Source organism: Actinoplanes sp. ATCC 53533 (assembly GCF_003947245.1).
Map to the genome: position 1 here is coordinate 13060 of NZ_QHHV01000118.1, position 26245 is coordinate 39304.

At 72.0% G+C, this 26245-nt stretch carries 16 protein-coding genes and 1 pseudogene; 5 read left to right on the forward strand and 12 right to left on the reverse strand.

Going from position 1 to position 26245, the window contains the following annotated elements; genetic code table 11:
* Positions 1 to 72 precede the first annotated feature (72 nt).
* Positions 73 to 3237 carry a glycoside hydrolase N-terminal domain-containing protein gene (locus DMB66_RS33990; RefSeq protein ID WP_125808222.1) on the forward strand — a complete coding sequence of 1055 codons (3165 nt, stop codon included), beginning with the start codon at positions 73 to 75 and terminating at the stop codon, positions 3235 to 3237.
* Positions 3238 to 3539: 302 nt separating this feature from the next.
* Here the strand turns inward: DMB66_RS33990 and DMB66_RS33995 are convergent, their stop codons facing one another.
* Positions 3540 to 4076 carry an SgcJ/EcaC family oxidoreductase gene (locus DMB66_RS33995; RefSeq protein ID WP_125808223.1) on the reverse strand — a complete coding sequence of 179 codons (537 nt, stop codon included), beginning with the start codon at positions 4074 to 4076 and terminating at the stop codon, positions 3540 to 3542.
* Between the two features lie 143 nt (positions 4077 to 4219).
* Positions 4220 to 6595 (reverse strand): glycoside hydrolase family 2 TIM barrel-domain containing protein, encoded by a 2376-nt coding sequence (locus tag DMB66_RS34000; RefSeq protein WP_125808224.1) that lies wholly within the window; start codon positions 6593 to 6595, stop codon positions 4220 to 4222.
* A 116-nt stretch (positions 6596 to 6711) separates the two neighbouring features.
* Between DMB66_RS34000 and DMB66_RS34005 the strand changes: the two genes are divergently transcribed.
* Complete coding sequence (locus DMB66_RS34005; RefSeq protein WP_125808225.1) at positions 6712 to 7335, forward strand: TetR/AcrR family transcriptional regulator; 624 nt, start codon at positions 6712 to 6714, stop codon at positions 7333 to 7335.
* Between the two features lie 114 nt (positions 7336 to 7449).
* Here the strand turns inward: DMB66_RS34005 and DMB66_RS66115 are convergent, their stop codons facing one another.
* Positions 7450 to 9228: an HNH endonuclease signature motif containing protein gene (locus DMB66_RS66115; protein WP_158647467.1), complete on the reverse strand. Its 1779-nt coding sequence runs from the start codon at positions 9226 to 9228 to the stop codon at positions 7450 to 7452.
* Between the two features lie 304 nt (positions 9229 to 9532).
* Here DMB66_RS66115 and DMB66_RS34015 point away from each other — a divergent pair, with 304 nt between their 5' ends.
* Positions 9533 to 9790: a hypothetical protein gene (locus DMB66_RS34015; RefSeq protein WP_199752780.1), complete on the forward strand. Its 258-nt coding sequence runs from the start codon at positions 9533 to 9535 to the stop codon at positions 9788 to 9790.
* A gap of 66 nt (positions 9791 to 9856) precedes the next feature.
* Positions 9857 to 10984 (forward strand): annotated as a pseudogene (locus tag DMB66_RS34020) (acyl-CoA dehydrogenase family protein).
* Positions 10985 to 11117: 133 nt separating this feature from the next.
* Here the strand turns inward: DMB66_RS34020 and DMB66_RS34025 are convergent.
* The 9 genes from DMB66_RS34025 to DMB66_RS34065 all read right to left on the reverse strand — a co-directional run bounded on the left by DMB66_RS34025 (position 11118) and on the right by DMB66_RS34065 (position 25522).
* Positions 11118 to 12566 (reverse strand): glycoside hydrolase family 43 protein, encoded by a 1449-nt coding sequence (locus tag DMB66_RS34025; protein WP_125808227.1) that lies wholly within the window; start codon positions 12564 to 12566, stop codon positions 11118 to 11120.
* The gene (locus DMB66_RS34030; protein ID WP_125808228.1) at positions 12563 to 13393 is read right to left on the reverse strand and encodes a carbohydrate ABC transporter permease; all 831 of its coding nucleotides are present in this window, start codon (positions 13391 to 13393) and stop codon (positions 12563 to 12565) included. The genes DMB66_RS34025 and DMB66_RS34030 overlap by 4 nt, the downstream gene beginning before the upstream one ends.
* Before the next feature lie 6 nt (positions 13394 to 13399).
* A complete protein-coding gene (locus DMB66_RS34035) occupies positions 13400 to 14284 on the reverse strand; it encodes a carbohydrate ABC transporter permease (protein WP_199752781.1) in 885 nt (294 codons plus the stop codon).
* Between the two features lie 2 nt (positions 14285 to 14286).
* Positions 14287 to 15567 carry a sugar ABC transporter substrate-binding protein gene (locus DMB66_RS34040; RefSeq protein WP_125808229.1) on the reverse strand — a complete coding sequence of 427 codons (1281 nt, stop codon included), beginning with the start codon at positions 15565 to 15567 and terminating at the stop codon, positions 14287 to 14289.
* A 112-nt stretch (positions 15568 to 15679) separates the two neighbouring features.
* The gene (locus DMB66_RS34045) at positions 15680 to 16741 is read right to left on the reverse strand and encodes a LacI family DNA-binding transcriptional regulator (RefSeq protein WP_158647468.1); all 1062 of its coding nucleotides are present in this window, start codon (positions 16739 to 16741) and stop codon (positions 15680 to 15682) included.
* A gap of 658 nt (positions 16742 to 17399) precedes the next feature.
* Positions 17400 to 18677, reverse strand: coding sequence for a TIGR02679 family protein (locus DMB66_RS34050; protein WP_199752782.1), 1278 nt, complete (start codon positions 18675 to 18677; stop codon positions 17400 to 17402).
* A complete protein-coding gene (locus tag DMB66_RS34055) occupies positions 18674 to 22810 on the reverse strand; it encodes a TIGR02680 family protein (protein WP_125808232.1) in 4137 nt (1378 codons plus the stop codon). The genes DMB66_RS34050 and DMB66_RS34055 overlap by 4 nt, the downstream gene beginning before the upstream one ends.
* Positions 22807 to 24027 carry a TIGR02678 family protein gene (locus tag DMB66_RS34060; protein WP_125808233.1) on the reverse strand — a complete coding sequence of 407 codons (1221 nt, stop codon included), beginning with the start codon at positions 24025 to 24027 and terminating at the stop codon, positions 22807 to 22809. The genes DMB66_RS34055 and DMB66_RS34060 overlap by 4 nt, the downstream gene beginning before the upstream one ends.
* On the reverse strand, positions 24020 to 25522 hold the full coding sequence (locus DMB66_RS34065; RefSeq protein ID WP_125808234.1) for a TIGR02677 family protein: 1503 nt from the start codon (positions 25520 to 25522) through the stop codon (positions 24020 to 24022). Before DMB66_RS34065 ends, DMB66_RS34060 begins: the two co-directional genes overlap by 8 nt.
* Before the next feature lie 182 nt (positions 25523 to 25704).
* Between DMB66_RS34065 and DMB66_RS34070 the strand changes: the two genes are divergently transcribed.
* Positions 25705 to 26154: a hypothetical protein gene (locus DMB66_RS34070; protein WP_125808235.1), complete on the forward strand. Its 450-nt coding sequence runs from the start codon at positions 25705 to 25707 to the stop codon at positions 26152 to 26154.
* The last annotated feature ends 91 nt before the right edge of the window (positions 26155 to 26245 follow it).

Here is a 26245-nt window from a genome sequence, read left to right on the forward strand (position 1 = left end):
GCCTGGCGCGATGGCGCGCTTCATCCTCGAGTGGCGCCGCAGACATAGGACCAATGTTTCAGGAGTGCGCCCGTGGCTCTTCCTCATCCCAACCGTCGCCAGATCCTGCAGCTCGGTGGCGCCGTGACCCTGGCCGGCGTCCTGCCGGGAGTCTCGCCGACCCCGGCCGGCGCCGCGCCGGTGGGCCGCCGCGCACCCGGCGCCCATGAGCTCTGGTATCGCCTCCCGGCCCGGGACTGGCAGTCCCAGGCGCTGCCGATCGGCAACGGCCGGATCGGCGCCATGCTGTTCGGCCAGCCGGACGTCGAACGGATCCAGTTCAACGAGCAGAGCCTCTGGGGCGGGGTCAACAACTACGACAACGCGCTGGCCGGCAAGCCCGACGATGTTTTCGACACGAGCGTGACCGGCTTCGGTTCCTATCGGGCGTTCGGCGACGTGACGCTCACCTTCGCGGCCCGGCCCGGCATCAGCGCCCCCGGCGGTCCGTATGCGAGCTCCGCGACCGAGGGCGTGGACCGGACCGTCGACGGCGCGCCGGGCACCAAGTGGTGCATCGACGGCCCGCCGGCGGAGGTGATCTGGCAGGCGGCGCTCGCCACGCCCGCCGCCGTGTCGGTCTACCGGCTCACCAGCGCCAACGACGTGCCCGCCCGCGATCCGTACAAGTGGACTCTGCAGGGCTCGGCGGACGGTTCGGCCTGGACCACACTGGACAGCCGCACGCTCGACGGCCCGTTCTCCGACCGGTTCCAGACCAGGGAATTCACCTGCGCCAACAGCATCGCCTACGGCTTCTACCGGCTGGTGTTCATCCCCCGCCCGGGGGTGAGTCACTTCCAGGTGGCGGAGATCGCCTTTGCCGGGGTACGCCTCGACGCGCCGCAGTTCGTGTCGGTGTACTCGCCCTCCGGTCACGGCGACACCGGCGACGGGCGGGACATCGCGTGCAGTGTGGACGGCGCCGCGGCCAGCGTGTGGCGGGCGGTCAAGGCGACCGCCGGGGTCGTCTGGCAGGCCGATCTGCCGTCCGCCGCGACGGTCGCCGCCTACAGCCTCACGGCCGCGCCGGACACCCCCGGGGAGGACCCCGGCTCGTGGACTCTCGAGGGCAGCGCGGACGGCCAGCGGTGGACCCTGCTCGACGAGCGCACCGCCGAGCCGGCCCTCGGCCGCGGCGAACGGCGGATCTGCGAGGTCGGCGCGCCGTCGGCGTACACCGGGTACCGGCTCACCCTGCGCCCCCGGCGCGGCTCCTCGGCCCTCCGGGTCGCCGGGGTGCGCCTGACCGGTGCCGGGTTCGACACCGCCGACCTGCCCGCGACGGTCGAATACCGGCGCGCGCTCGACATCGAGTCCGGGGTGCACGCCACCGGCTTCGGCACCACCGGCAAGCGGGTGCGGCGCGAGGCCTTCGCCAGCCGCGCCGCCGACCTGCTCGTGCTGCGCTACGAGGCGGACAGCCGCGGGGCGCTCGACTGCGACATCGCCCTGACCTCCGCGCAGGAGGCCACCCCGACCGCCGACGCGACGGCGCGGACCGTCGGGTTCGGCGGCGCGATGGCCAACGGCCTGCGCCACGCCGCCGTCCTGCGGGTGGCCGAGACCGACGGCACGGTCACGGCCGTGGGCACCAAATTGCGGGTACGGTCGGCGACCCGGCTGACGCTGCTGCTGGACGCCCGCACCGACTACCGGCTCGACGCGGCCGCGAACTGGCGCGGGGCTGACCCCGTACCGGTGATCCGGAAGGCGCTCGCCGCCGCCGCGAAGCGGTCCTATCCGGCGCTGCGCAAGGCGCACGTCGCCGAGAGCACCGCCGTGGCCCGGCGGGTCCGGGTCGACTGGGGACGGTCCGGGAGCGCGGTCACCGCGCTGCCGACCGACGCCCGGCTGGCCCGCTACCGGGCCGGCGGGGCGGACCCCGGGCTGGAGCAGATCATGTTCGTGCTCGGCCGCTACCTGCTGCACGGCTCGTCCCGGCCGGGCGGCCTGCCCGCCAACCTGCAGGGTCTGTGGAACGACAGCAACCAGCCGGCGTGGGGATCGGACTACCACACGAACATCAACGTGCAGATGAACTACTGGGCGGCCGAGACCACCGACCTGCCCGAGAGTCACGAGGCCCTCGTCGAGTTCGTCCGCCAGGTGGCGGTCCCGAGCCGGATCGCGACCCGCAACGCCTTCGGCGCCGGCACCCGCGGCTGGACCGCGCGCACGAGCCAGAGCATCTTCGGCGGCAACGGCTGGGAGTGGAACACGGTCGCCAGCGCCTGGTACGCCCAACACCTCTACGAGCACTGGGCGTTCACCCAGGACCGCGGTTACCTGCGGAAGGTGGCCCACCCGATGATCAAGGAGATCTGCCAGTTCTGGCAGGACCGCTTGATCACCGACGCCGACGGCCGGCTCGTCGCGCCGGCCGGCTGGTCACCCGAGCACGGTCCCCGCGAGGACGGCGTCATGTACGACCAGCAGATCATCTGGGATTTGTTCCAGAACTACCTCGACTGCGAGGACGTGCTGCACGCGGACCCCGCCTACCGGGCCACCGTGGCCGGCCTCCAGGCCCGGCTCGCCCCCAACCGGATCGGCGAGTGGGGACAGCTCCAGGAATGGCAGACCGACCGGGACGACCCGAACGACATCCACCGGCACACCTCGCACCTGTTCGCCGTCTACCCCGGCCGGCAGATCACCACGCAGCAGTCCCCGGAGCTGGCAGCGGCCGCCCTCGTCTCGCTCAAGGCCCGCTGCGGCGAACGCGCCGGAACCCCGTTCACCGAGGACGCCGTCTCCGGCGACAGCCGCCGATCCTGGACCTGGCCCTGGCGGGCCGCGCTGTTCGCCCGCCTCGCCGACCCGGAACGCGCCCGCTACATGCTGCGCGGCCTGCTGCGATACAACACCCTGCCGAACCTGTTCTGCGACCACCCACCGTTCCAGATGGACGGTAACTTCGGCGTCACCGCCGCGATCGCCGAGATGCTGCTGCAAAGCCACCGAAAGGTCATCCACCTGCTGCCCGCCCTGCCCGCGGAATGGGCCGACGGCTCGTTCAGCGGCCTGCGAGCCCGGGGCGGCTACGCGGTCAGCTGCACCTGGCACGCCGGCCGCGTCACGGACTATGCGGTGGTCGCCGACCGGGCAACCACCCGGGCAACGGTCCTGGTCCGGGTCAACGGCCACGACGTACGAATCCGACCCGAACGCCCGCGCGGGCACACCGCACGCTGATCGTCAGCGAGTCCGTGCCGGCGTGGGTGTACCGCGCGCTGATTGTCAGCGGGTTTGTGTCGGCGTGGGTGTGTCGCGCGGTGATTGTCTGCGGGTTTGCGCTGGCCTGTATGCCCGCGTGGGTATGCCGCACGCCGATCGCCAGCGAGTCCGTGCCGGCGCCTTGCCGGTGCGGGCTCGCTGACGGCGGTCACAGCCGCAGGGCGCCGACCTCCGCCGGGGTGGCCGGGCAGCATGGTCGCCACGGCGCCGTGGCCGACCTGGTCAGAGCGGGGCATCGCATCGGTGTCCCGCTCTGACCGTCAGTGCGTGGTGGTCTGCTCGGGCATCACGGAGGAATGGTGGTTGACGATCAGCCACTTGCCGCGGCGCAGCTCGTACACGAAGGTGTAGCGGGCCTCCACCTGCTGCTTCTTCCCGTCCTGGGTGAGCGTGAAGACGTAGACGCCGGTGTCGATGGCGGTGGTCAGGTCGAGCAGGTCGATGGTGGACTGTTTGATCTCACCCTGCGGCTTGTTGCGCAGGAAGTGGGTGAAATAGTCGACGATCCCGGCGCGGTCGGTGCGCACCCGGTTCGACACCGTCGGCAGCAGCACGGCATCGGGGGCGTACCGGTCGGCGACCTTCCGCGGGTCGCCGGTGGCCAGTGCGGCGTTCCATTCGGTGAACAGGCGCGCGATCATCCTGGTGACCGGCTGGTCGGGGCCGCGGACGGCTTGCACGGCCGCTTGCCGAGCGGCCGTCGACTCGGCGGCCGGCGAGGCGGCACACGCCCCGGTTCCCGCGGTCAGCGCGGCGCCCAACCCCGCGATGGTGGCGATCCTGGCTATGCGTCGCATGTGCCGACTCCTTCTCGGTAGGGCTCTCCGGGTTGTCGATCTGGCACCACCCACTATCTGGGTCGGTTGTGCAGCGGCCGGACAACGCGGATCCAGGAGATGGACAGGATTCGGCCAGGAAACTCAGACCCCGCCGGCGGGCGTCACTTCATCGCGGGCGGTTCGGGACGCCGTACCTGGTAGCTGGTGCTCGCGTCGCGATAGAGGATCCCGCTGCCGGCTTTGGCGACCCGTAGTTCCAGATGGAGCGGTTGGGTCGTGTCCGGGGCCTCGAAGGTGAGGTCGAGCCGCCGCTGCCCGCCCGGCGGGATCCGCGGGGTGAGGACTCCGCCGTCGACGGCCTTGCCGGTGGGGGAGCCCGCGCGCAGGGTCCACGTCACAGTCAGCCGGTCGCCGGCGAAGGTGTCGTTGAAGGCGGTCAGCGTGCGGGTGTTGGTGCCGGGGGTGATGTTCGCCGGTGTGGTCGGCCAGCGGCCGGTCGGGTCGGAGAGTTTGTTGGCGTTCCAGAATGCGGAGTCGATGACCGCGACCGGGTTGAACGCCTGCCGGATCAGGGTCAGCGTCGGGTTCGTCCACGGATCCGGCAGGTTGTCCTCGCCGTAGATCGGATGTGGGCCCTCGGGGTAGCCGATCTCGAGCTTCATGTCGGTGCGCTTGACGCCCGGGATGATGGACGCCCAGGCGGACAGCAGCGCGTACGGGCGGGCCTCCGAGGCGCCCTGCTCACGCATCCGCATCGTGGCGGTGCCGAACCACGTCATGCCCTGCGGGGTGCTGTCCGCCGACCAGATGAACTCGCCCTGGCCGCGGGGTTTGGCCGCGGGCGCGGCGCAGATGCTCTCGCTGTACTGGGCGAACGAGAAGCCGTCGTAGTGGCAGAAGACGGTGTAGTCGTCGTGGGGCAGGTCCTCGGAGTCGCCGTCGGTGCTGATCGGGCGGGTGGTGTCGTGGCGCCGCACCGTCGCGTGGAGCGCCTCGTCGAATTCGGGGCCGGCGCCGGGGTTGACGAAGAACGGGACCCGGGGCTCGTTGGCCTGGCTCCAGCGCAGCACGGAGGCGTGGTGGCGGTCGCGGAGCACGAGGTCGGCCGCGTGCTTGAGCATGTTGTCGCGGCCGGTGATGAAGTTCTGGCGGTTGTTGGAGCCGCGGATGGCGGTCTCATCCATGATCATCAGGCCGAGCTCGTCGGTGACGTCCAGCATGTACGGGGTCGCCGGGATCTGGTGGATGCGAACGCCGCTGTAGTTCAGGCGCAGGTAGTTGTCGACCGCCTTGGGCCAGCCCGCGTTGCCGCGTGCGGGACGCAGGAAACCGGGGAAGGTGTCGTAGGCGTCGCTGCGGCCGTGATAGTCGATGTTGTCGTAGTTGGCGCCCTGCAGGCTGTCCCCGCGGAAGTTCACCCGGGTGCCGTTGAGCTCGAAGTGATCGCCGGCCTGGGCGATCTCGCGGAATCCGAAGCGGACGTGGTAGCCGGACGCCGCCACCCCGGGCCCGGAACTGAGCCGCAGGTCCAGGTTGTGCAGCTGGGCGCGGTAGCCGGCGCGGTAGGGCACATTGGGATACCAGTAGGACGCCGCCGGCGCGCGCCAGGTCGCCGGGCCGACCCGGACGACGATCGTCTTGCCCGCGGGGATCCGCACCCGTTGCGCGGGCAGGTCCGGATAGCGCCAGCCGGCGTGGTTCCAGGAGCTGAGCGCGGTGTCCAAGGTGGCCACCCGGGCCTGGCGGGTGTTGTTGGTGACGGTGACGTCGTAGCTGAGCTCGCGGTCGCGCACCGAGGTGCGCACCACGGCGTCGGCGATGTGGACGCCGGGAAACACCTGCAACGCGGCCGAGCGGAAGATGCCCTGCGCGACGTCGTCGGACCACGACGCGCCCTCGGGTACGGCGTACCGGCCGTCCGGGCCCACCAGGGCCTTGCGGCCCTCGACCAGCAGGGTGATGTCGTAGTCGCGGCCCGGGGTGACGAAGTCACTGATGTCGAAGACCGACGACGTGTACGAGGTCACCTGGCTGGCGACCTCGCGGCCGCCGACCCAGAGGGTGGCCCGGTGGTTGATGGCGCCGAAGTCCAGCTTGGTGACCTGCGGGCCGGGCACGGCGGGAACGCTGATCCTGCGGTGGTACTCCGCCCGGGACAGGTCGGTGAAGCCCTGCTTGAGCCATCCGCCGCCGGGCACCTGGATGGTGGTCGCGGGTGCGCCGGCCGGTGAGCTCGTACAGGTCATAGGTCCCGTGGTGGTCCCGAACCGGCCTCCTCCGACACAGACGGTGTCGGTCAACGGGGTGAAGCCCCAGCGACCGGCCAGGTTCACCTGGCGCAGCGGCTCCGCGCCGGAGACCCCGTCGAGATAGGGGGCGTCGAACGTGGGCGCCGCGGTCGAGGCCGGCGGTCGCGCAGGGCCGGCGGCGGGCGCGGGGCTCGCCGCCGTGGTCAGGGCGGCGCCGGTCAGCGCGAGCGCCAGGGCGAAGGCCGCTGGGCCTCGCCGCCGGAGGAGGGGGTGGGGGTGGCTCGTCATGCGGGTCTCCCGGGAGGAGATGTGAGCGTTAACAGTGGCGTAACCCTAGAAACGTCCCGGTGACCCCGTCAATCCCTACTCGTAGTAAATTTTCGCCGCGCCGGTAAGCTCGGCGTGTGACGTCCAGCCCGGTGGCCCGCGGGCCGTACGCCAAAGGTGTCGCCCGCAAGCGGGAGATCCTCGCCATCGCGCTCGAAGTGCTCGCGAATGACGGCCTCCGCCGCTCGACCCTCGACGAGATCGCCCAGCGGGCCGGGGTGAGCCGCCAGGGCCTACTGCACTACTTCGGCTCGCGGGAGGGTCTCCTGATCGCCGTGCTCGAAGCTCGCGACGCCGACGACATCGCCGCGGCCGCCGGCACCGGCCGGCCGGCGGACACCATGGCGGACGCCCTGGAACGGATGGTCGTGCGCACCACCGAGTCGCCGGGCCTCACCCGGCTCTACACGACGCTCGCGGCCGAGGCGACCGATCCCGACCATTTCGCGCACGCGTTCTTCCGCGACCGCTACGGCCGGGTACGCATCATGATCCGCGACGGTGTCCGCGGCGAACAGGCCGCCGGGCGCGTGGATCAGTCCATCGACCCCGAGGCGGCGAGCTACCAGATCCTGGCGGTGCTGGACGGACTGCAGTTGCAGTGGCTGCTCGACCCGCGCCTCGACACGCGGCTGTCCATGCGCGCCGCGGTCGAGGCCCTGCTGCCGACCGGACCCGGGCCAGGAGGAAGGCTCAGCTAGCACGGCAGCCGCCATTCGTGATCATGGCTGGTGTGGGCTGCTGGTGTGGGCTGCTGGTGTGGGCTGCTGGTGTGGGCTGCTGGTGTGGGCTGCTGGTGTGGGCTATTGGAGTGGCTATTGGCGGCGGTGGAAAGTGTTTCGCTGGGGGCGGCGTTCGGGGTCGATGGTCGCTGGTGGGAGGAATTCGGGGTGTCCGTCGGGGCCGAGACGGGCTTGCCAGCCGCTGTCGTTGTGCAGGAGCCGGTGGTGTCGGCGGCAGATGAGGCAGGCGTTGGTCAGGGTGGTGGTGCCGCCGTCGGCCCAGGGGATGAGGTGGTGGCCTTCAGCCCACCGGGCAGGCCGGTCACAGTGGGGAAAGCAGCAGCCGCCGTCGCGCAGAATCAGGGCCCGGCGCAGCGGGCCGGTGAACAGGCGCCGGGCGCGGCCGAGGTCGAGGACTTGGCTGTCGCCGCCGAGGACGGCGGGCAGGATGTGGGCGTCGCAGGCGTAGCGTCGGGCTTCGGCGGCGCTGATCGGGGCTCCGGTGTCCAGCCAACCCACCCTGTTTCCGACGCTGGCCTGACCGTGCGGGCCGGTGCCGGCCTGGCCCTGCGGGGCGACGCCGGCCTGACTGTGCGAGGCGGCACTGGCCTGGCCATGCGACGCGGCACCGGCCTGACCATGCGACGCGGCACCGGCCTGACCATGCGACGCGGCACCGGCCTGACCATGCGACGCGGCACCGGCCTGACCATGCGACGCGGCACCGGCCTGACCATGCGACGCGGCACCGGCCTGACCATGCGACGCGGCACCGGCCTGACCGTGCGGGCCGGTGCTGATGCGGGTGTTCGGTCGGGGAGCCTGGCCACGGGCCTGACTGCCGTTGGTGGTGGTGTTGGCGGCGGCTGGCTCGACCTTCGCGGCTGGCTCGGCGTTCGTGGACGGCTCGGCCTTCGCGGATGGCTCGGCGTTCGTGGGTGGCTCGGCGTTCGCGGCTGGCTCGGCGTTCGTGGGTGGCTCGACCTTCGCGGCTGGCTCGGCGTTCGTGGGTGGCTCGGCGTTCGCGGGCCGTTCGGCTGGCCAGAGTTGGTCGGTCAGGGTGGCGAATGGGACCGTGACGACTACCTGTGCCGGGTCACCACCCTGGCTGGGCAGGCCCGCGCCGTCGCGTAGCGCACCCGTGCACACATCCACCAACGCGTCCGCCCGCCGCTGCGCAGGGCTGCGCGCCCCGGCCGGGTCCCGCCGGGGATGACACAACGGATCCAGGGCAGCAGTGACCGTGGCCGCACCAGACGTGTCGAGGAAACCAGACAACCGGACCTGACCATTACCCAGCGGGCTGAGGGTGAACCCCCGCCGGCAACGCGCCCGGGCCTCCTCCCGGTCCAGGCGATCCGCTTCCCGCCGCTCGGCGACCTGCGGGGCGACATGAGCCAGGATCCGCGCCCCCAGCCTGCCCAGACTCACCGAGTCGAAAACACCCGCCTGCTCGACCAGCGCGGCCTCGGCCTCCTCAGTGACCTCCCGCCCCAGATCAGCCGGGAAATCCGTGATCATGGCCGCGATGGCCGTGGCCTGCTCAGCGGACACCGCGCCCGCACAGACCGCGTCGTCCAGCACCGGCCGCGCGTGCAACGCTCGCGCGAGGGCGACCAGCCCGGCAGCGACGCCGGGACTGACCCGCAACCGCTGGCGTAACCACACCAGGGTGCTGGTCGCGGCGTGTGCCCGCGGCACACCCCGCGACTGCGCCTGCCAGACCAGATGCGCGGTCACCGCGGTCAACTGCTGCACCGCCGCCCAGACCTGCTCCAAGCAGCCGACCAGATCCCCGTCCGCGACAGCCCAGGCCGGGGCTGTCGCACACACGGCAGCCGCACGACGGGCTTCGGAGACCAGTTCCAGCACCCGACCAATCTGGCACAGACAAACGACAGGATGAGAGGCCTGTGGATAACCCCGCGGACCACCCAACCCCGCGCCGACGACACCCGCCGGATCTACTCACTCCGGATGTGCTCACTCCGGACCTACCCACCCGGACGCGATGCGACGGCTACCCGGGCGAGGAGCGGGATCCCCCGAAGCCCTTCGGGCCGTCAACAGCCAGATCGATCTCAACCAACACCGAAGTCCGGGGGCCGGCACACCGCCTCAACCCCGGCCCCGGCGCACTGCACGAGACCTTCCGAGAAGGCAGGGCGGTACGGCGGTGAACATCGGCGCGGTCGCCGGCGCCGTGCCGGTGGACGTGCACCGGATGATGGACCAGCAGTTGCGGCTGATCGGCTCGGCGTGGCTCACCTCCGGCGAGGGCCAGACGATGGCCGACATGGCCGGCGCCGGCCTGCTCGACCTGAGCGCACTGGAGCACCACGTCTACCCGCTCGCAGAGATCAACGAGGCCATCAGCGGCATCGCGCAGCGCAACGGCGGCTTCAGCAACTTCATCATCAGCCCGGTGGCCTAGTCCGGACCGGCCCGCGTACCCGAAGGAGATCGTGATGCACGCAGCGCGCGCCGGCCGGCCGATCCGCTGGACCTCGTCGAGATCGACAGCCTGCTGACCGCCGACGAGCGGGCCGTCCGGGACGCCGGCCGGTCCTTCTGCGACCGTCGCGTCGAGCCGCACATCGCGGAGTGGTTCGAACAGGGGGAGATCGAGGACATCCGCGGGCTCACCAAGGAACTCGGCGACCTCGGCGTGCTGGGCATGCACCTGGAAGGCTACGGCTGCGCGGGGATGAGCGCCGTCGAGTACGGCCTGGCCTGCCTGGAGCTGGAGGCTACCGACTCCGGCGTGCGGTCGCTGGTGTCCGTGCAGGGTTCGCTGGCCATGTTCGCGATCTGGGCGTTCGGGTCGGAGGAGCAGAAACAGCAGTGGCTGCCCGTGCTGGCGGCGGGGACCGCGATCGGTTGCTTCGGGCTCACCGCGCCCGACGCCGGCTACGATCCCGGCAGCATGCGGACGGCGGCCCGCCGCGACGGCGACCACTGGGTGCTCGACGGGCGCAAGATGTGGATCACCAATGGGTTGGTCGCCGACGTCGCGGTGGTCTGGGCGCGCACCGAGGACGGCGTCCGCGGCTTCGTGGTCCCCACCGGCACCCCGGGCTTCTCGGCACCCGTGATCAAGCACAAGATGTCGCTGCGGGCGTCGGTCACCAGCGAACTCGTCCTCGACGCGGTGCGGCTGCCGGGCACCGCGGTGCTGCCGGAGGTGGGTGCGCGGGCTGCGGGGGCCGCTGTCCTGCCTCAACGAAGCGCGGTACGGCATCGCCTGGGGCGCGATGGGTGCCGCCCGCTCGGCGTTCCGGGCGGCGCTGAGCTACGCCGGAGACCGGGTCCAGTTCGGCCGCCCGGTCAGCGGTTTCCAGCTCACCCAGGCCAAGCTCGCCGACATGGCGCTCGAACTGGCCAAGGGCACGCTGCTGGCGTTGCACCTCGGCCGGGCCAAGGACGACCGGGGGCTGCGGGCCGAGCAGGTCAGCATCGGCAAGCTGAACAACACCCGGGCGGCGCTGGACATCTGCCGTACCGCTCGCACCATTCTCGGCGCGAACGGCATCTCACTGGAATACCCGGTGATCCGGCACGCCAACAACCTGGAATGCACACCCTGGTGATCGGCCAGACCCTGGCGGGCATCCAGGCCTTCCGGTGATGCCGGTCGGCCGGCGATGTGGTGGTCGGGGCCCGCTGGCTGGCGGCCGGCTTGCCTCGACTGCAGTACATCGACGCCCGAGACCTGGCGACCTGGCTGCTCGACGCGGCGGAGCAAGGCCGCCAGGGCGCCCTCAGCGGCTCGCGTACCGGACCTCGTGCACCGTCACGGCGCCCGACAGCGCCTGCAGGCCGATCACGCGCCCGGTGAAGCCACCGGCGACCTCGGTCGAGAGGTAGCGGCCGTCGAACGCGGTGAGGCGGCGGTAGCCCGCACCCGACCCGACGCCGAGCTCGATGTCGTCCGGGCCGTCGAAAGTCGGGGACCGGGACGCCAGGTGGAGGGTGACCGGTCCCGGCTCGATCGTGGCGGAGACGATCTCGTTCTCCAGCGGGCCGATGGCCAGCCGGGCGCCGATCCGGTCCGGTTCGACGTCCAGCGCGCACCAGTGCCGCTCGTCGACGCGCAGCAGCAGCCGGAAGGCGCCGTCGCCCACGCTCACCGTCGCGCTGAAGGACCAGGCGGGGTCGTACGCTCGCACGGCCAGGATGCCGCTTTGGCCACCGTCGGCCGTGCCCGCCAGCAGGCGGAGGGCGCCGGCATGGTCGCGTCCGGTGAACTCGGCCGGCGCGGCGTTCGGCGACACCCAGCGGGGATGCGGGGCGGCGGACCGGAAGTCGTCGGCGAAGGAGTGGTCGCCCGGCGTGGTCTCGAAGTGGGACTCGTCGAACGCCGGCCAGCCGTCCACCCAGTCGACGCCGGCGAGGAAGGTCTCGCGCCCGTTGACGTGGAAGCCCGGCGTAGTGCCGCGGGGGCGGGTGCCGAGGTAGACGGCGGCCCACTCGCCGTCCGGGCGTTCGACGAGGTCGGCGTGGCCGGTGTTCTGCACCGGGTGCCCGGTGCTGCGGTGGCTGAAGACCGGGTTGTGCGGCGCGCTCTCGAAGGGACCCGTGATGCTGCGTGAGCGTGCCACGGCGACGCAGTGGCCTCGTTCGGTGCCGCCCTCGGCGATCATCAGATACCACCAGCCGTCCCGGCGATAGAGGTGCGGTGCCTCCGGCCAGGCGAGGCCGGTGCCCGCCCAGACCGTACGCGGGGCTTCGAGGAGCACTCCCTTCTCCGGGTCCGCGGCGGCCTGGACGATCCTCGCCGGGTTGCCCGAGTGCCAGGTCACGTAGCACTGCCCGGCCTCGTCCCAGGCGATGTCGGGGTCGATGCCCGCCGCTCCGTCGAGGAAGACCGGATCCGACCACGGCCCGTGGGGATCGTCGGCCGTCACGATCAGATGTCCCCGGTCGTGCGAGACGTTCGTGGTGATCAGCCAGAACGGCCCGTCGTGATGGCGCAGGGTGGGTGCGTAGATGCCGCGGCTGCCGGCCTCGGCGCCGGGTGCGAGCTGGCTCGCCCGGGTGAGGGCGTTCCCGATCTGCGTCCAGTGCACCAGGTCGTGGCTGTGGAACACCGGGACGCCGGGGAAGTACTCGAACGACGACGTGGCCAGGTAGTAGTCGTCGCCGGCCCGGCAGATGCTGGGATCGGGATGGAAGCCGGGGATGACGGGCCAGGCGTTCGGGACGGTCATTTGACTCCTGTCAGGGCGATGCCCTGGGTGAAGTAGCGCTGGAGCGCGACGAAGAGGGCGAGTACGGGCGTGATGACGAGTACCGAGCCGGCCAGGAGCACGCCGTAGTTGGTCGCGTTCTGACCCGTGGAGTAGAGCGAGAGCGCCACCGGGAGGGTGTACATGTCCTCGGTCTGAGCGACGACGAGCGGCCAGAGGAAGTTGTTCCACGACCCGAGGAAGGTCAGGATCGCGAGGGTGGCCAGGGGAGCGCCGCAGAGCGGCAGCACGATCCGCGCGAAGATGCGGATCTCGCCCGCGCCGTCGATGCGGGCCGCCTCGATGAGCGCGTCCGGGATGCCCATGATGAACTGCCGCATCAGGAACACGCCGAGCGGCCCCGCCAGGAACGGCAGGATCAGCGCGGGATAGGTGCTGACCAGGCCGAGCTTGCTGACCACCACGAAGAGCGGCACGAAGGTCACCAGGCCGGGGACCATGAGGGTCAGCAGGACCAGGGCGAAGAGCAGCCGCTTGCCCACGAAGTCGAGCTTGGCCAGGGCGTAGCCGACCATCGAGCAGAACAGCATGTTGCCGAGCACCGTGAACCCGGCGACCACGACGCTGTTCAGGAAGAACTGTCCGATGTGGAGATCGCCGAACCAGGCCGCGAAGTTGTCCATGGTCGGTGCCCGCGGCCACCAGGTCGGCGGCCGGCGCAGCAGCTCTCCCTGCGTCTTGACCGAGCCGAGGAGCATCCACCCGAACGGCGTGAGCGTCGCACCGACGCCGAGCGTCAGGACGAGGTAGGTCAGTAGTCGGCCGGGTCTCTTGGTGAGGGTAGTCATGGCGAATCAGTCCTTGGAGCGGAAGGCGCGGAACTGGACGATGCTCAGCAGGGCGATGACGACGAACAGCACGTAGCTGGCGGCGGAGGCCAGGCCGTAGTCGCCGAAGCCGAACTGCTTGTAGGTGAAGTAGCCGATGGACAGCGTCGAGTCGAGCGGCCCACCCTGGGTCATCACGAACGGCTCCTCGAAGAACTGCAGGTAGCCCACGGAGAGCAGCACCGCGCCGAGCAGCAGGGTGGGGCGCAGCATGGGCAGCGTGACCCGGAAGAACCGCTGCCGGCTCGACGCGCCGTCCACCTCGGCCGCCTCGAGGATCTCCTGGGGGACGGTCTGCAGCCCGGCCAGGAAGATGATCATGAGGGTGCCCATGTTCCGCCAGACCGCCATCAGGATCATGGCGGGCATCGCCCAGGCGGTGTCCTGGAGCCAGTCCGGCCCACTGATGCCGACCCAGCCGAGGACGGTGTTGAGCAGCCCTTCCGGCCGCAGGATGAACTTCCACACGACGGCCACCGCGACGACGCTGGTGACCACCGGCGCGTAGTAGCCGACCCGGAAGGCGGTCCGGAAGCGCGTGATGCCGCTGTTGAGCGCGACCGCGAGGGCGAGCGCGACGATCATGGTGAGCGGAATCCCGACGGCGACGAAGTAGAGCGTGTTCAGCATCGCCCGGATGAACTGCGGGTTCGAGAACAGGCTCCGGTACTGCTCCAGGCCGACCGCGTTGACCGCGAGGGGGTTGGTGATGTCCCGGTTGGTCAGGTCGGTGAACGACGCCAGCAGCGACGTCACCAGCGGGAACACCATGAAGACCGCGAAGATCGCGACGAACGGCAGGGCGAACGCGTACGCGACCAGAGTGGTCTGTCGCCGTTTGGTGACGGCCACGGCTACTTCGGGCCGGTGCCGAGCGAGTCGGCGGTCGACTGGACTTCCTTCATGGCCTGTGCGGGATCCTTACCGCTCTTCATGATCTGCTCCAGCTGGGTGTCGGCGGCGGCCGAGATCTGCGGCCAGGTGGTCAGCGCCGGCGCGGTCTTGACGCTCTGCATCTGCTTGCCGAAGACGGAGACCTTCGGGTCGTTCGCCAGGACGGGGTCCGTCCATGCGCTCTGCTGCGCGGGCAGGTCCTTGGTGGCATTGAAGAAGGCGACCTGGGTCTTCGGGTCGGCGAGCCAGCGGATCAGCTTCCAGGCCGCGTCCGGGTTCTTGGCGTTCTTGAAGACCGCGAGGTTGGCACCCGCGGCGAAGGAGGTCGAGGTGCCCTGCGGCGGGGCCGGCATGGGGGCCAGGGCGAACTTCTCGGCGAAGCCCGCACCGCCGGCCTTGCTGATCTGGCCGATGTCCCACGGGCCGCTGATCATCATGGGCACGCTGCCGTTGACGAAGGCGGACGCCCCGGCATCCGGCGCGTTGTCGGGGCTCTTGTTGGCGATTCCCTCGTCGAAGAAGCTCTTCAGGTATCGCAGCGCCTCGACCGTCTCCGGGGTGTCGAGGGTCCACTTCGTCTGGTCCGCGTTCATCACCTCGGCGCCGTTCGACCAGGCGAACGGCAGGCTGCTCAGAAACGAGTTCCAGCCGCCGAGCGGCAGGCCCACCCCGTACTTCGCGCCCGCCTTCTGCTGCATCGCCTTCGCGAGTTCCTTGAAGCCGTCCCAGGTGGTCGGGAAGGTGGTGTGTCCGGCCTTCCTCATGAGGTCGGTCCGGTAGAAGATGACCCGGGTCTCCGCGTACCAGGGCACGCCGTACCGCGCCCCGCCGATGTCGGTCGAGGCGACGTTCGCGGGGAACATCCCGGAGGTGTCGAGCTCGGCCGGGGTAGCGCGCAGGGCGTTCGCGAAGGTCGGCATCCAGTCGGTGCCGAGCATGCCGATGTCCGGCGTGGTGCCGCCGGCGATCGCCGTCTGATACTTGCTCTGCGCGTTGTCCCACGGCACGGCGGTGACTTCCACGGTGACGCCGGGATTCTGGTCCTTGAAGTCCTTGAGGAAGCCGGTGAGCGCCTCGCCCTCCGTGCCCTGAGCCCAGACGGTGACGGTCCCGGTCGCGGGTCCGGCGGAGATGGTGTCCGCGGATTCCCGCGCCGGGGCCTCGTCGCTGCGGCCGCATGCGCCGAGGAGGAGCACCGAGGCAGCGGCCACCGCGGTCAGGGACATGAGTCTTCGGTCCATGGTCTGTCCTGTCTGTCAGGCCGGTAACGTAGCCGAAATCTAAGCGCATAACATTTTTCCCGCAAGGGCCTGGCGGGCGTGTTTTTGCTGCGCGGGGCGGTCCCGGGGGTGGCTACTGCGATCGGTCGGGCGGGCAGCCGCAACTCGAACCGGGCACGAAGGTGCTGGGCAGGTACTCGTACTCCGCGTCGAATTTGTCCGACTTGTTGAGGATGCCGGCGAGGAGCCGCACCGCGGTGCGGCCGACCTCCTCCATCGGCTGCCGGACGGTCGTCAGCCGGGGCGTGGCGAAGCGGCCCGCGACCGTGCCGTCGAACCCGGTGACCGCGACCCGGGCCGGCACCTCGACCCCGGCGGCGACGAGGGTATCGATGGCCACCAGCGCCTCCTGGTCGGTGGCGCAGACGAACGCCTGGGGCAGCGCACCCGCCTCGAGGCGCTGCCGCACGGCGGCGGCCGTGCTCGCGTCGTCGCCCGGGTGGCTGCGCACCGGCTCGGGCACCGGGAGCCCGGCCGCTGCCAGGGCGTCGGAGAACCCCTCGTAGCGCGCCACGAACTCGGGAGTGCCCAGCTCGCCCAGGTAGATCGGCCGGTCGACGCCGTGCACCTCGATCAGGTGCTCGGTGAGCTGCCGCATGCCGGTGCGATTGTCCACGAGCACGGTGTGCACGCCCTCGTGCCGCACCTCGCCGCCCAGTTCCACGACCGGGATCCGCTTCGACACCTGGGCGACCGCCTCGGGCGGAACCGAGCCGGCGAAGGCGATGAGCCCGTCCACCCGGCCCGCGATGTCGATCACGTCGGGCAGGTGTCCGGGGTTGTGCCCCGCTCCGAGCATCAACGCCCAGCCGCGCCGCCGGCACTCCAACTGCACGCCGCGCTGCACCTCGTCCACGTAGAGCGGGAAGCGGCGGATATCGGTTTCGGCGGCGGCGCCCAACCTGTTGTCCGGCACGGCGGGCACCGAATCCAGCAGGTAGTCGAACGAATAGAGCCCGATCGCGCCCGTCCTGCCCTTCGCGAGACCGCGGGCGTTCGCGCTCGGCACATAGCCGAGGGCGTCGGCGGCGGCCAGGACGGCATCGAGGGTCGACTTCTTGACCCGTTCCGGCTGGGTGAAGGAGAAGGAAACCGTGGCGATCGAGACCCCGGCGCGCGCCGCGACGTCATACACGGTGGGCCGTCGTCGTATCAACGCTTCTTCCGATCCTGCCGGGGCGAGGTGGCCGCCAGTCTAATCGGGGTAACACCGGGGCCGATGACAGGCATGGCCACAATCCATTTCCGCGGCCGGCGACAAGTACCGGCGCGCCAGCCTCTACGTCTCCCAGGCCGAGCGCCCCCAGGCACCCGGCTGGGCCGGCCGCGACGCCGCCTACCGGCGCTCGATCGACCTGCTGCTCAGGGCGACCCGCAGGCCCGGCCGGAGATCGACCCGGACCGGATCGGCATCGTCGGCTGGTCGCTGGGCGAGCGGATCACCGTGCCCTTCACCGATCACGCACGGGGTCAACGACCGCCAGATCCCGGTCCGATACGCCGGGCGGAGCTCCGCGCAGGCGGTCAACAGCCCCGGCGCGAGCTGAGCGTCTGCTCCGTGGAGGAGGGCGGTGCCGAACACAACAGCATCGACAATCTGCCGAGACCAGCTAGCCGGAAAGCAATTTCAAAATCAATTTCCAGGGGTACGGGCAAACGCCCGTGCCCCATGGTCGGTTTCCCGGGTCACCGATATTCGCCGACCATTACTCAGACGCGTCGCAACCATGTGAACGGGTGATTCCCACGCCGTTTCCCATGGTGATCAGCTCCTTCTCACGCCAGTGACGCACTCACGCTCGGAGCGCGGGACCGGCGAGATCGGCCAGCAGGATCTCGATCACCGCCTCCTCGTGGACGGCGAGACCGGTCCCGCTCATCGCCTCGGCGAGGGCCGGGTCCCAGGAGGCCGTCGCCGCCCGGCCGGTCAGGGGCCGCAGCGGCGTGCCCCGGCCGGCGGCCGCTGTCACCGCCTGGCGGTAGTCGGCCGCCGTGAACCGCCAGGGCCGCGCGTCGTAGCGGCCGATGATCCGCTCGGCGATGGCGATGCCCGGCCAGTCGAAGTCGCCGTGGTAGGCGAGCCGGACGCCGGGCGAGGCCGTGACGGCGTCGAGGACGGCGCGCGTGACGGTGGTGGGGTTGCCCATCGTGCAGACGATCGGCACGACGACGCCGGCCTCGGCGGCCGCCTCGAGCACGCGCGGGTTCTCACACACGTACACCGTCTGGGGCGCCAGGGACAGCGGGCCGAGCCGGCGGACGTCGCGCAGGGTCAGATGCGTTTCGGCGCCCTCGTCGGCCCGGGTGCGCAGCTGGGCGGCGTGCCAGCCGGCGCCGAGCGGGCGGAGCCCGTAGGTGAGCGCGGTGGTGGCCACGGTGTCGGTGGTGACGCCGGCCGCTTCCCACAGCGCTCGGCGTGCCGCGGCTCCGGCCGGCTGATCCGGCTCGCCCGTGACGGCGAGCGCGAGGCCGCGCAGCACCAGCCGGGTCAGTGGGGTGTCGTCGTCGAGCCCGTGCGCGCTGCCGGTGACCACCTGGGCCAGCTCGCCCCGGGACCACAGCCCGGCGCGTTCGCCGACGGTGAGTCCCAGCGTGGTGGCCGCCTGGCCGACGATCCGGCGGACCTCGTCGGTGGGCAGCCGGGCCGGCAGCCCGCCCCGCCACAGCCGATCGAGCCAGTCCGCCGCCCACCCGCGCCCGCCGAGCCCGGCGGCGACCAGGGCCGCGTTCGCGTGCTCGCGCAGCATCGCCCGCCGGGCGGCCTCGGCGGCGACGTCGGCGCGCCGGTCCGGCACGGGGCCGACGACCGTTTCGACCACGCCCAGCAGACCGGTGCCCGCGGCGCTGTCCCGGAGCAGCCGATCGAGATCGTCCAGGCTGACCGGGTGCCGGGCGGCGACCGCCCGGCCGAGCAGCCGGCCCACGGCGTCGCGCTGGTCGTCGTCGAGGCCGGTCAGGGTCAGCCGGCCGCTCACCGTGCGTCCGTTGCGCACCAGCCGGGCATGCACCGCGGTCCACAGCGGCAGCAGACCCGGCGACGCCAGCCAGGTCAGGGCGCCGGCCGGGATCACGAGGCGAGCACCGTCCGGCTGCGGCCGTCCCACCGGAAGTGCAGCGTGGCGACGCCGGGCTGGGTGGGATCACGCAGGCATTCGTAGATGGCGAGCGACGGCACCTCGGGGAAGCAGCCCCACAGCCGCTCGCTGGTCAGGACCGCGTCGAGGTCGAGGTCGACGAGCAGGCCCAGGAGCCGGCCGTGGGTGGGCTCGTCCACCTTGGCGAACGCGTCGTCGAGCAGGATCAGCCGGGGCGCCTTCGGATAGGCCTGGCCGACGGAGGTGAAGTGGGCGGCGGCCGCGGCGAACAGCACCAGGTAGGACACCACCCGCTGCTCGCCCTGGGACATGGCGGTGCGCGCGGACAGCGTGCGCTCCCGGTCGGGGTTGGCCTGATCGGTCACCTTGACGGTGAAGCCGAACCACGTCCGGTAGTCGAGCGCGGCCCGCAGATGCACGGCGTACCCGGCCGAGGGGTCCGCGCGCCGGGCGTCCTCGACGCGGCGGGCCAGGGCCTCCCGGAGCCGGTCGTTGTTCTGCCGGGTGCGCAGCTCCAGCGGCGTCTTGAGCAGGGAGACGGCGGTCCGGGTGTCGGCGTCGGTGTCGTCGCGGAGCGCCCAGACCAGCCTCGCGCCGAGCCCGTGTGAGGTGTGCACGCCGGCCAGGGTGGCGTTCATCGTCGACACCAGGCTCTGGGCGGAGCGGATCTGCCGGGACAGCGCGTCGCCGAGCTCGCCGAGCAGGAAGCGTTCGAAGGCGTGCTGCTCGCGCTCGGCGACGGCGGAACGCTTCTGCGCCAGCTCGGCACCGAGCCGGGCGGTGGCGAGCGCGACCGGATGCTGCCCGATGTCGTCCGCGATCTCGACGACCTTGACGCCGTCGCGGTCCTCCCAGATCAGGTCGAAGCCGCCGGGGAGCCGGCTGCGGACGTCGTTGTAGCGCTGGTGCAGGGCGTTCTCACCCAGGTCGTGCCGCGCCGCGCCGAGGGCCTCCCGCAGGCGGCCGGCGAGCTCGTCGAGCTGCCGGATGCGTTCCGGCGGGGTGCCGGTGACCGGGTCGGGCCGGAGGTCCGCGTCGAGCTCCAGCGCCGGCGCGACACCCGGCAGGGTGAGCACCCGGGGCAGGGCGGTGCCGGCGTCCAGGGCGATCCGCTCCTGCCCGCTCAGCAGCTGCCGGGCCTGGTCGCGCACCTCCTCGGCCCGTACCCGATGGTCCCTGGCCTGCTCGTAGCCGCGCCGGGCCGGCGGCAGGGCCGTCTCCGCGGTCCGCAGCCGGCCCTCGGCCGAGGTCTCCTGCCGCAGGATCTCCGTCTCGTCGACGCCGAGGGACTGCTCGAGGACGGCGAGCGACTGCTCCGCGGCCAGGTGTTCCCCGGCCGCCGCCCGCGCTTCGTCCGCCGTGCCGGCGACCCGCTCGCCCGCGGCGCCGTGCCGGGCGATCTGTGCCTCGTAGGGCGCCAGCTGGGCGATGATCTGCGCGGCCTCGCGCAGATACCGCGGCAGTTCGCCGCCGAGCTGCCGCAGGCGCTGGTCGATGCCCTGCAGCTCGGCGCGGTCGGCCGGCAGCAGGTGGGCGGCCGCCGCCGACTCCGCGTCCGCCCGGCGCTCGGCGGCGACGCCGCGCAGCTCACGCGCCCGGCGCCGGGCCGCCGCCACCTCGCGGGCGAGCCTGTTCAGCGCGGACTCGGCCTCGTCGTGCCGCGCCCAGGCCCGACCCAGCCCGGCACCGTCCGGCAGGGCCCGCACGGCCGCGGTCAGCCCGGCGCGCTCCCGCTCGTTGGCGGCGAGCTCCTCGTCCACCGCCGCGAGCACCTCGGTGAGCTCCTCGATCTGGGACCGCAGCTCGGCGAGGCGGCGCCGGCGCAGGGCCTCGCGGTTCGCCGCGCCCACGTACTCGGCCGCCGCTTTCGTCCACGCGCCGCGGGCCACGCCGAGCCGCCACGTGCCGTCCTCGGCGACCCAGCTCGACGCGTCGGCGGCCGGGCCGAGCCCGATGCTGAGCAGCAACGCCGCCGCGTGCCCGGCGCCGGGCGCCGGGACCAGCACGTCGTGCAGGCTGGGCCCGGGCACCTGCGGCCCGGGCCGCAGGACGACGTCGCCGGTGCCCGGGTCGAGCACGGTGCCGTCCTCGGCCAGCAGGCCGTCGAGCAGCCCACTGGACTCCAGCGCCGCTTCGAGACCGGCCCGGCGCCGGTCGTCGAGGTGATCCGCGAAGTCGATCACGCGGTACAGCGGGGTGCCCGGGCCCGCCGGGGCCTCCGCGTCCTGGAACCGGGATCGGGGCGGGCGTGGATCGGTCAGGTCAGCCCAGTGCCGGTGCTCCGCGCGTACCCGGTCGAGGTTGTCGGCGGCCCGGCCCCGGTCGGAGCGCAGGCTGTCGCGCCGGGCCTCGGCCTCGGCGCGCAAGGGCTCCGCCGCGGCTTCGGCCGCGGCGCGGACCTCGCCCGGCGTTTCCGCCGGCAGCGGGTCGTCACCGCGGAGGGCGTCGTGCACCGGCGCGAGGTCGGCATGGGCCAGGGCAGGCGACAACAACCATTCCCGTACGGCCGCGGCGAAGTCGGCACTGGCCGTCACGAGCCCGGCCGTCACGTGGCCGAGCCGGTCCAGTGCGACGCCCTGTTGCCCGTCGAGCAGGTCGCTGTCGGCCTCGGCCCGGGCGGCACCGGCAGCGGCCGCATCCGCGACGTCGAGCCGCTGGCGCAGGTCGGCGACGGCCGTCCGGCGGGCCCGCACGGCGTCCTCGGCGGCGGCCACCTGCGTGCGATGGCCACCCAGCTCCCGTGCGGCCAGGCCGGTGTCGGCGAGCGAGAGCGACGGATCGGTCGGCGCGCCGGCATACCGCAGCTCCGGCACCCTGCCGAGGTGGCCGGTGTCGAGGCCGGACTCGTCGGCGAGGGCACGCAGCTGGCGGTGGCTGTCGCGCAGCTGCGTGACGGCAGCGGCCAGCCGATCTGTCTCCGAGCGCAGCCGCGCCACCACGTCATCGAGGGCCTGCCGGTCGGCGGCCGCCGCACGCTCGGCGGAACGGGCCGCGGCGGCGAGCGCCCGCACCGCCCGGCGGCGCTGGTCCAGGTCACGGACGGCCTGGTAGGAGGCGCTCTCGCGGAGGGCCCCGAGCTCGGCCCTGGCCTGGCGTTCCGCGCCCTCCCACCGCTCGACGTCGGCGTGGGCGGCGCCCTCGGCGCCGAGCGCGGAGGCGACCTCGCGTTCACTCAGGCCGGCCCGCCGGCGCCGGGCGCGCAGTTCGGTCAGCGCCTCGTCCACCGCGAACACCCGGCGCCGTAGCTCGCCGCGCAGATACCCGCGGTAGGCCGTCATCAGCTCGGCCAGAGCGGCGTGCGTCGCCTCCAGCCGGCCCAGGTCCGAGCGGACGGTCTCCAGGTCGTCGAGGTTGTGCGCGACCGAGTCGAGAACCTCGTCGTCCACCGGCGGCAGCGCCTCGCTCAGCTCCGCGGTGAGCTGGCCGGCCTCGATCCGGTCGCCGATCGTCGGCCGGCGCAGCCGGTAGAGCAGGTGCACCAGGTTGCGGTACCGGCCGGCGTCGGCGATGCCGAAGACCTCCCGGCCGACCCGGGCGCGGTATTCCCGGGCGGTGCTGAGCAACGCCCCCTCGCCGAGCCGCTCGCGGAGCCGCTCGACGGGCAGCGGCTGACGATCCACCACCAGGTCGACGTCGACGCCGACGCGCAGTGGGGTGACGAAATAGCTGAGCCGGGCCTCCGCCGTCGACGACGACCAGCGCACCAGCGCACCGACGGTGAGAAACTCCGCGGCGCCTCGCTCGTCGACCCGCCGCAGCTCCAGCCAGACGAATCCCTGCCGGTTGACCCCGGTCGCGCCCTCGCTCATCAACCAGCGGAACGTGGTCTTGCCGGCACCGGTGGCGTCCAGCCGCTTGGCGTCGCCGTCCAGCAGGAACGGCAGCAGCAGTTCCATGGCCTTCGACTTGCCCGCGCCGTTCTTGCCGCGCAGCAGCAGCCGGCCGTCCTCGAAGTGGAACACCTGATCGTCGTACTGCCAGATGTTGCAGATCCCCGCGCGGTGCAGCCGGTACCGGTGCGGATGCGCCGACCGCGCATCCGTCCGCGCATCCGGTTGCGCATCCGTCCGCGCATCCGGTTGCGCATCCGTGCTGATGGCCGTCGTCAAGAACGCACCGCCTCGGTGGTCGCGTAGCGGGCCGCGGCCGCCAGCAGGATCAGGGTGCCGCCGGGCGCGTCGCCGCGCGCGCGGCGTGCGTCGACCACCCGCCCGGCGGCCACGGTGTCGTCGGACTCATCGTCGGCCGGGGTGGGGGCCGACCGGGCCACGAGGCCCATCGTCGTCAGCAGTTCGAGCACCGCCTCCCGCAGCGCCGGCGGATCCGCCACGAAGCGTTCGGCCCACCGCCGGCGATGCCGTTCGATCAGCTCGGCGAGGATCCGGTCAAGAGCCCCATCGGGTACGGGCACGCCGATGACCAGCGGTCCGGGGTCCGGCCGCAGCTCCGCGACCAGGGCGCTGACCGCCAGCAACGCCGCCTGAGCCACCGTCCCGGTCCCGGGAAACCGCACGTCGGTGAGGCTGTCATCCGGGTCGAGCAGGGCCGCGCCTTCGGCCCGCAACTCGGCCTGCAGGCCCGTGTACTCGGCGAAGGAGCGTTCGTCGCGGCGCTGCTCGCGCCGCAGCCAGGCCCGCTCGGCGACGGCCAGGTCGTCGAGATAGGTCACCGGCGTCTCGGTCAGCCGCCGGCGGACGGCGTGGCGGGCCCCGCCCGGGCCGGGGTCGGCGGCATACCGGATGAACTGCGCCGCGGAATCGGCCCGCGCGGGCGACACCGCCACCAGGTGCGCGACGATGTCGCGGTCCACGGTCAGCAGCACCTCGGCCTGATCGTCGTCGGCGTAACCGGCCACGCTGCCCTGTTCCTCGCGCAGCGCGGTCCAGGACACCAGCTGCCGCAGGGCCGCACCCAGCGCGCGGCGCTCGCCCGGGCGCAGGGCGTCACCCAGCTCGATGCCGGCCTCGACGGCCGCCGTGCGCACGTCGGCGATCAGCTGCGACAGCAGGAGCTGCTCCGGGCAGGTGAGCAGCACCGCGACGGTCAGCGTGAGGTAGGTGTACATGCGCGGGGTGAACGGCCCGGTCGGGCGCAGCAGCGGCCGGCCCGCACCCGGCCCCAGCCCGGCCTTGAAGAGCCGGGCGAATCCCGCCTCGACGACGAGCCGGTAGCCGAGGAAGTTGCCGAACCAGCTCCGCAGCCAGTCGGCGTGCCGCCGGACCAGGGCGAAATCGTCGTTGCCGGCCAGCAACAGCGGCTCGGCCAGCAACGCCCGGACGGCCCGCCGGCGCTCCGTCGCCAGCGCGATGTCGTGTTCGTCAGCCATCGTCGTCCGCCAAGCGGGTGATCACGATGGTGATGTCCTGGGCGGTGAAGTCGCCGATGGTCGAGCGCAGGGTGAGCACGTTCCCCGGCTTGCTGATCAGCTCGCACCGCAGGCCGAGATCGACGACCACGGTCACCGCGCCGCCCCAGGCCGGGTCGCCGGCACCCAGCGCCTGGGCGATCAGCTCGAGGAGCAGGTGCACGGCGGGGGCCGAGAGCCGCACCGCGGTCAGCTCGGCCGCGGCCGAGAGCAGCTCCGCGGCGGCTGCCACCCGCAGCCGCTGCAGCTGGGCGGCCTGGTCGACCAGAACCCGCTGCTGCGCGCTGCGATCGGCCACACCGGACGCCCGCCCGCGCGCCGCCCGTTCGCCGCGCTCTCGAAGCGACACCGGAACCCGCACCGCCGCCGCGGGCCACCAGCTCTCCGTCGCCGGCACCACCGCCTGCGCGTCGGCGGCGATGCCGAGGTGCCGCGCGGAATACAGCCCGAACGCCGACGTGAACAGCTCCGCCGCGGTGTCCTCATCGGCGGCGTCCAGCCAGGCCGCCAACCGCAGCAGCTCCCGCCGCCGGGACGCGCCCTGACCGGACGACCGGATCATCCGTTTGGCGTTGGCCAGCAGGGACTGCAGGGCCCGCATGGTCGCGTCGCGCAACTGGGTGACCTCGCTGCGCCGGCCGTCGATGTCGCTGAACCACGACCGGAGCGCCAGCCAGTCGGCGAGCTCGTGCCCCCGGCTGCGCTGCACGGCGAGGCCGAGGTCCTCGGCCGCCCCGGCGAGGCCGCCCCGGTCCACCAGCTCCATCAGGCCGGGCAGCAGCGGCCAGATGCGCCCCAGGTGCCCTTCGATGCGCGGTGCCAGCAGCACGACCTCCTCGGTGATGGACTCGACGTAGTCCAGCAGCAGATCCTTGAAGCCCGCATACTCGGCGCTGTCGAGGTCGTAGCGGGCCAGCACCTGACCGAGGTACGCGTAGAAGTCACGCACCGAGTCCCGGAACTCCCAGAACTGGGCGAAGATCGTCGCCACCAGCTCCCGGGCGGCCCCCGCGTCGATGCCACCCGGGCCGGCGAGACGATCCGCGAGCTCACCCAGCCCTCTGGTGATCAGGCCGAGCAGCTCCCGGCTGATCTCCCGGGCCGCGTCGGAACTGGCCAGCACCTCGTCGGCCTGCCGCTGAACGCGTTCCCCCAGCGGCGACAGCTGATACCGGGACCGGGCGCGCTGATATTCCTCGATGCTCCGCACCCGCACGGTATGCGAGCTCGGCAGCAGGTTTCCCCAGTCGGCGAGCTGCTTCAGCCGGCTGACGGCGGTGTCGAGGGTGAGCTCCAACCCTTGCGCGGACAGCTCCTCGACCACCTGCTGGGCGGAGAGATCCATCATCAGCGAGCCGGTGAACAGGCGCATGATCGCCAGATAGGCGCCGCGCTCGGGGACGGTCAGGTAGGTGAAGGCCTCGAGCCGGTCGAGCTCCTCCACCGCCTCGCTCATCCCACGAGCGTAGGGGATCGGGCCAGCACCACGGTGGGCGCGTGGCGTGCGGATCACTGTCGCGCGCGCACGGACGCAGATGATGCCTAACTCCTCCTGAGGAGAAAGCGAAGCAGAGTTGAACTCGTGCCTCCAACGGCTGTAGTCCTTGTCAAGTCGCTACAAGCGACTACGGTGTAGTCGTGACTGCTCCACGCTCTGTGCGCTTTGACGAGGGGGTGTTGTCCCGGCTGGACCGCTACGTCAAGGAACATCCGGGTTCCTCCTCGTCCTCGGTCGCGAATATGTTCATCGACGAAGCTCTGCGGGCTTACGAACATCCCGGCATCGTCTTCCGGCCGGGCCCTACCGGCCGCAGGGCCGCGCTGTCGGGCGGACCTGATGTTTGGGAGGTCGTTGCGGCGCTGACCGCTGTTCGTGATGAGGACCCGGCGTTGGACGAAGAGCCTCTCCTGCTGGAGCTGAGCAACGTCACCGGGCTTACCCCGGCGCAAGTCGGCGTCGTATTGCGCTATTACGCGGCATACCCCGAGGAAATCGATGAGCGGATTGCGCTCAACAGAGAAGTCGCCGACCGGGAGGAACAACTGTGGGCAGCCCAGCAGAAGCTGCTGCGGAAGCGGAAGCCCTGACTGCCGCCATTCTTGACGAGATGTATCCACCCGCGCTGGCCCAACGGTTACGGACGGACGGCCATGATGTTGTGGCGGTGTTGGATATCGA

Coding starts and splice junctions, on each gene's coding strand:
- DMB66_RS34025 (WP_125808227.1), bottom strand. CDS start 12,566: ATGACCGTCCCGAACGCCTGGCCCGTCATCCCCGGCTTCCATCCCGAT.
- DMB66_RS34060 (WP_125808233.1), bottom strand. CDS start 24,027: ATGGCTGACGAACACGACATCGCGCTGGCGACGGAGCGCCGGCGGGCC.
- DMB66_RS34000 (WP_125808224.1), bottom strand. CDS start 6,595: ATGACGAGCCACCCCCACCCCCTCCTCCGGCGGCGAGGCCCAGCGGCC.
- DMB66_RS33995 (WP_125808223.1), bottom strand. CDS start 4,076: ATGCGACGCATAGCCAGGATCGCCACCATCGCGGGGTTGGGCGCCGCG.
- DMB66_RS34040 (WP_125808229.1), bottom strand. CDS start 15,567: ATGGACCGAAGACTCATGTCCCTGACCGCGGTGGCCGCTGCCTCGGTG.
- DMB66_RS34065 (WP_125808234.1), bottom strand. CDS start 25,522: ATGAGCGAGGCGGTGGAGGAGCTCGACCGGCTCGAGGCCTTCACCTAC.
- DMB66_RS34030 (WP_125808228.1), bottom strand. CDS start 13,393: ATGACTACCCTCACCAAGAGACCCGGCCGACTACTGACCTACCTCGTC.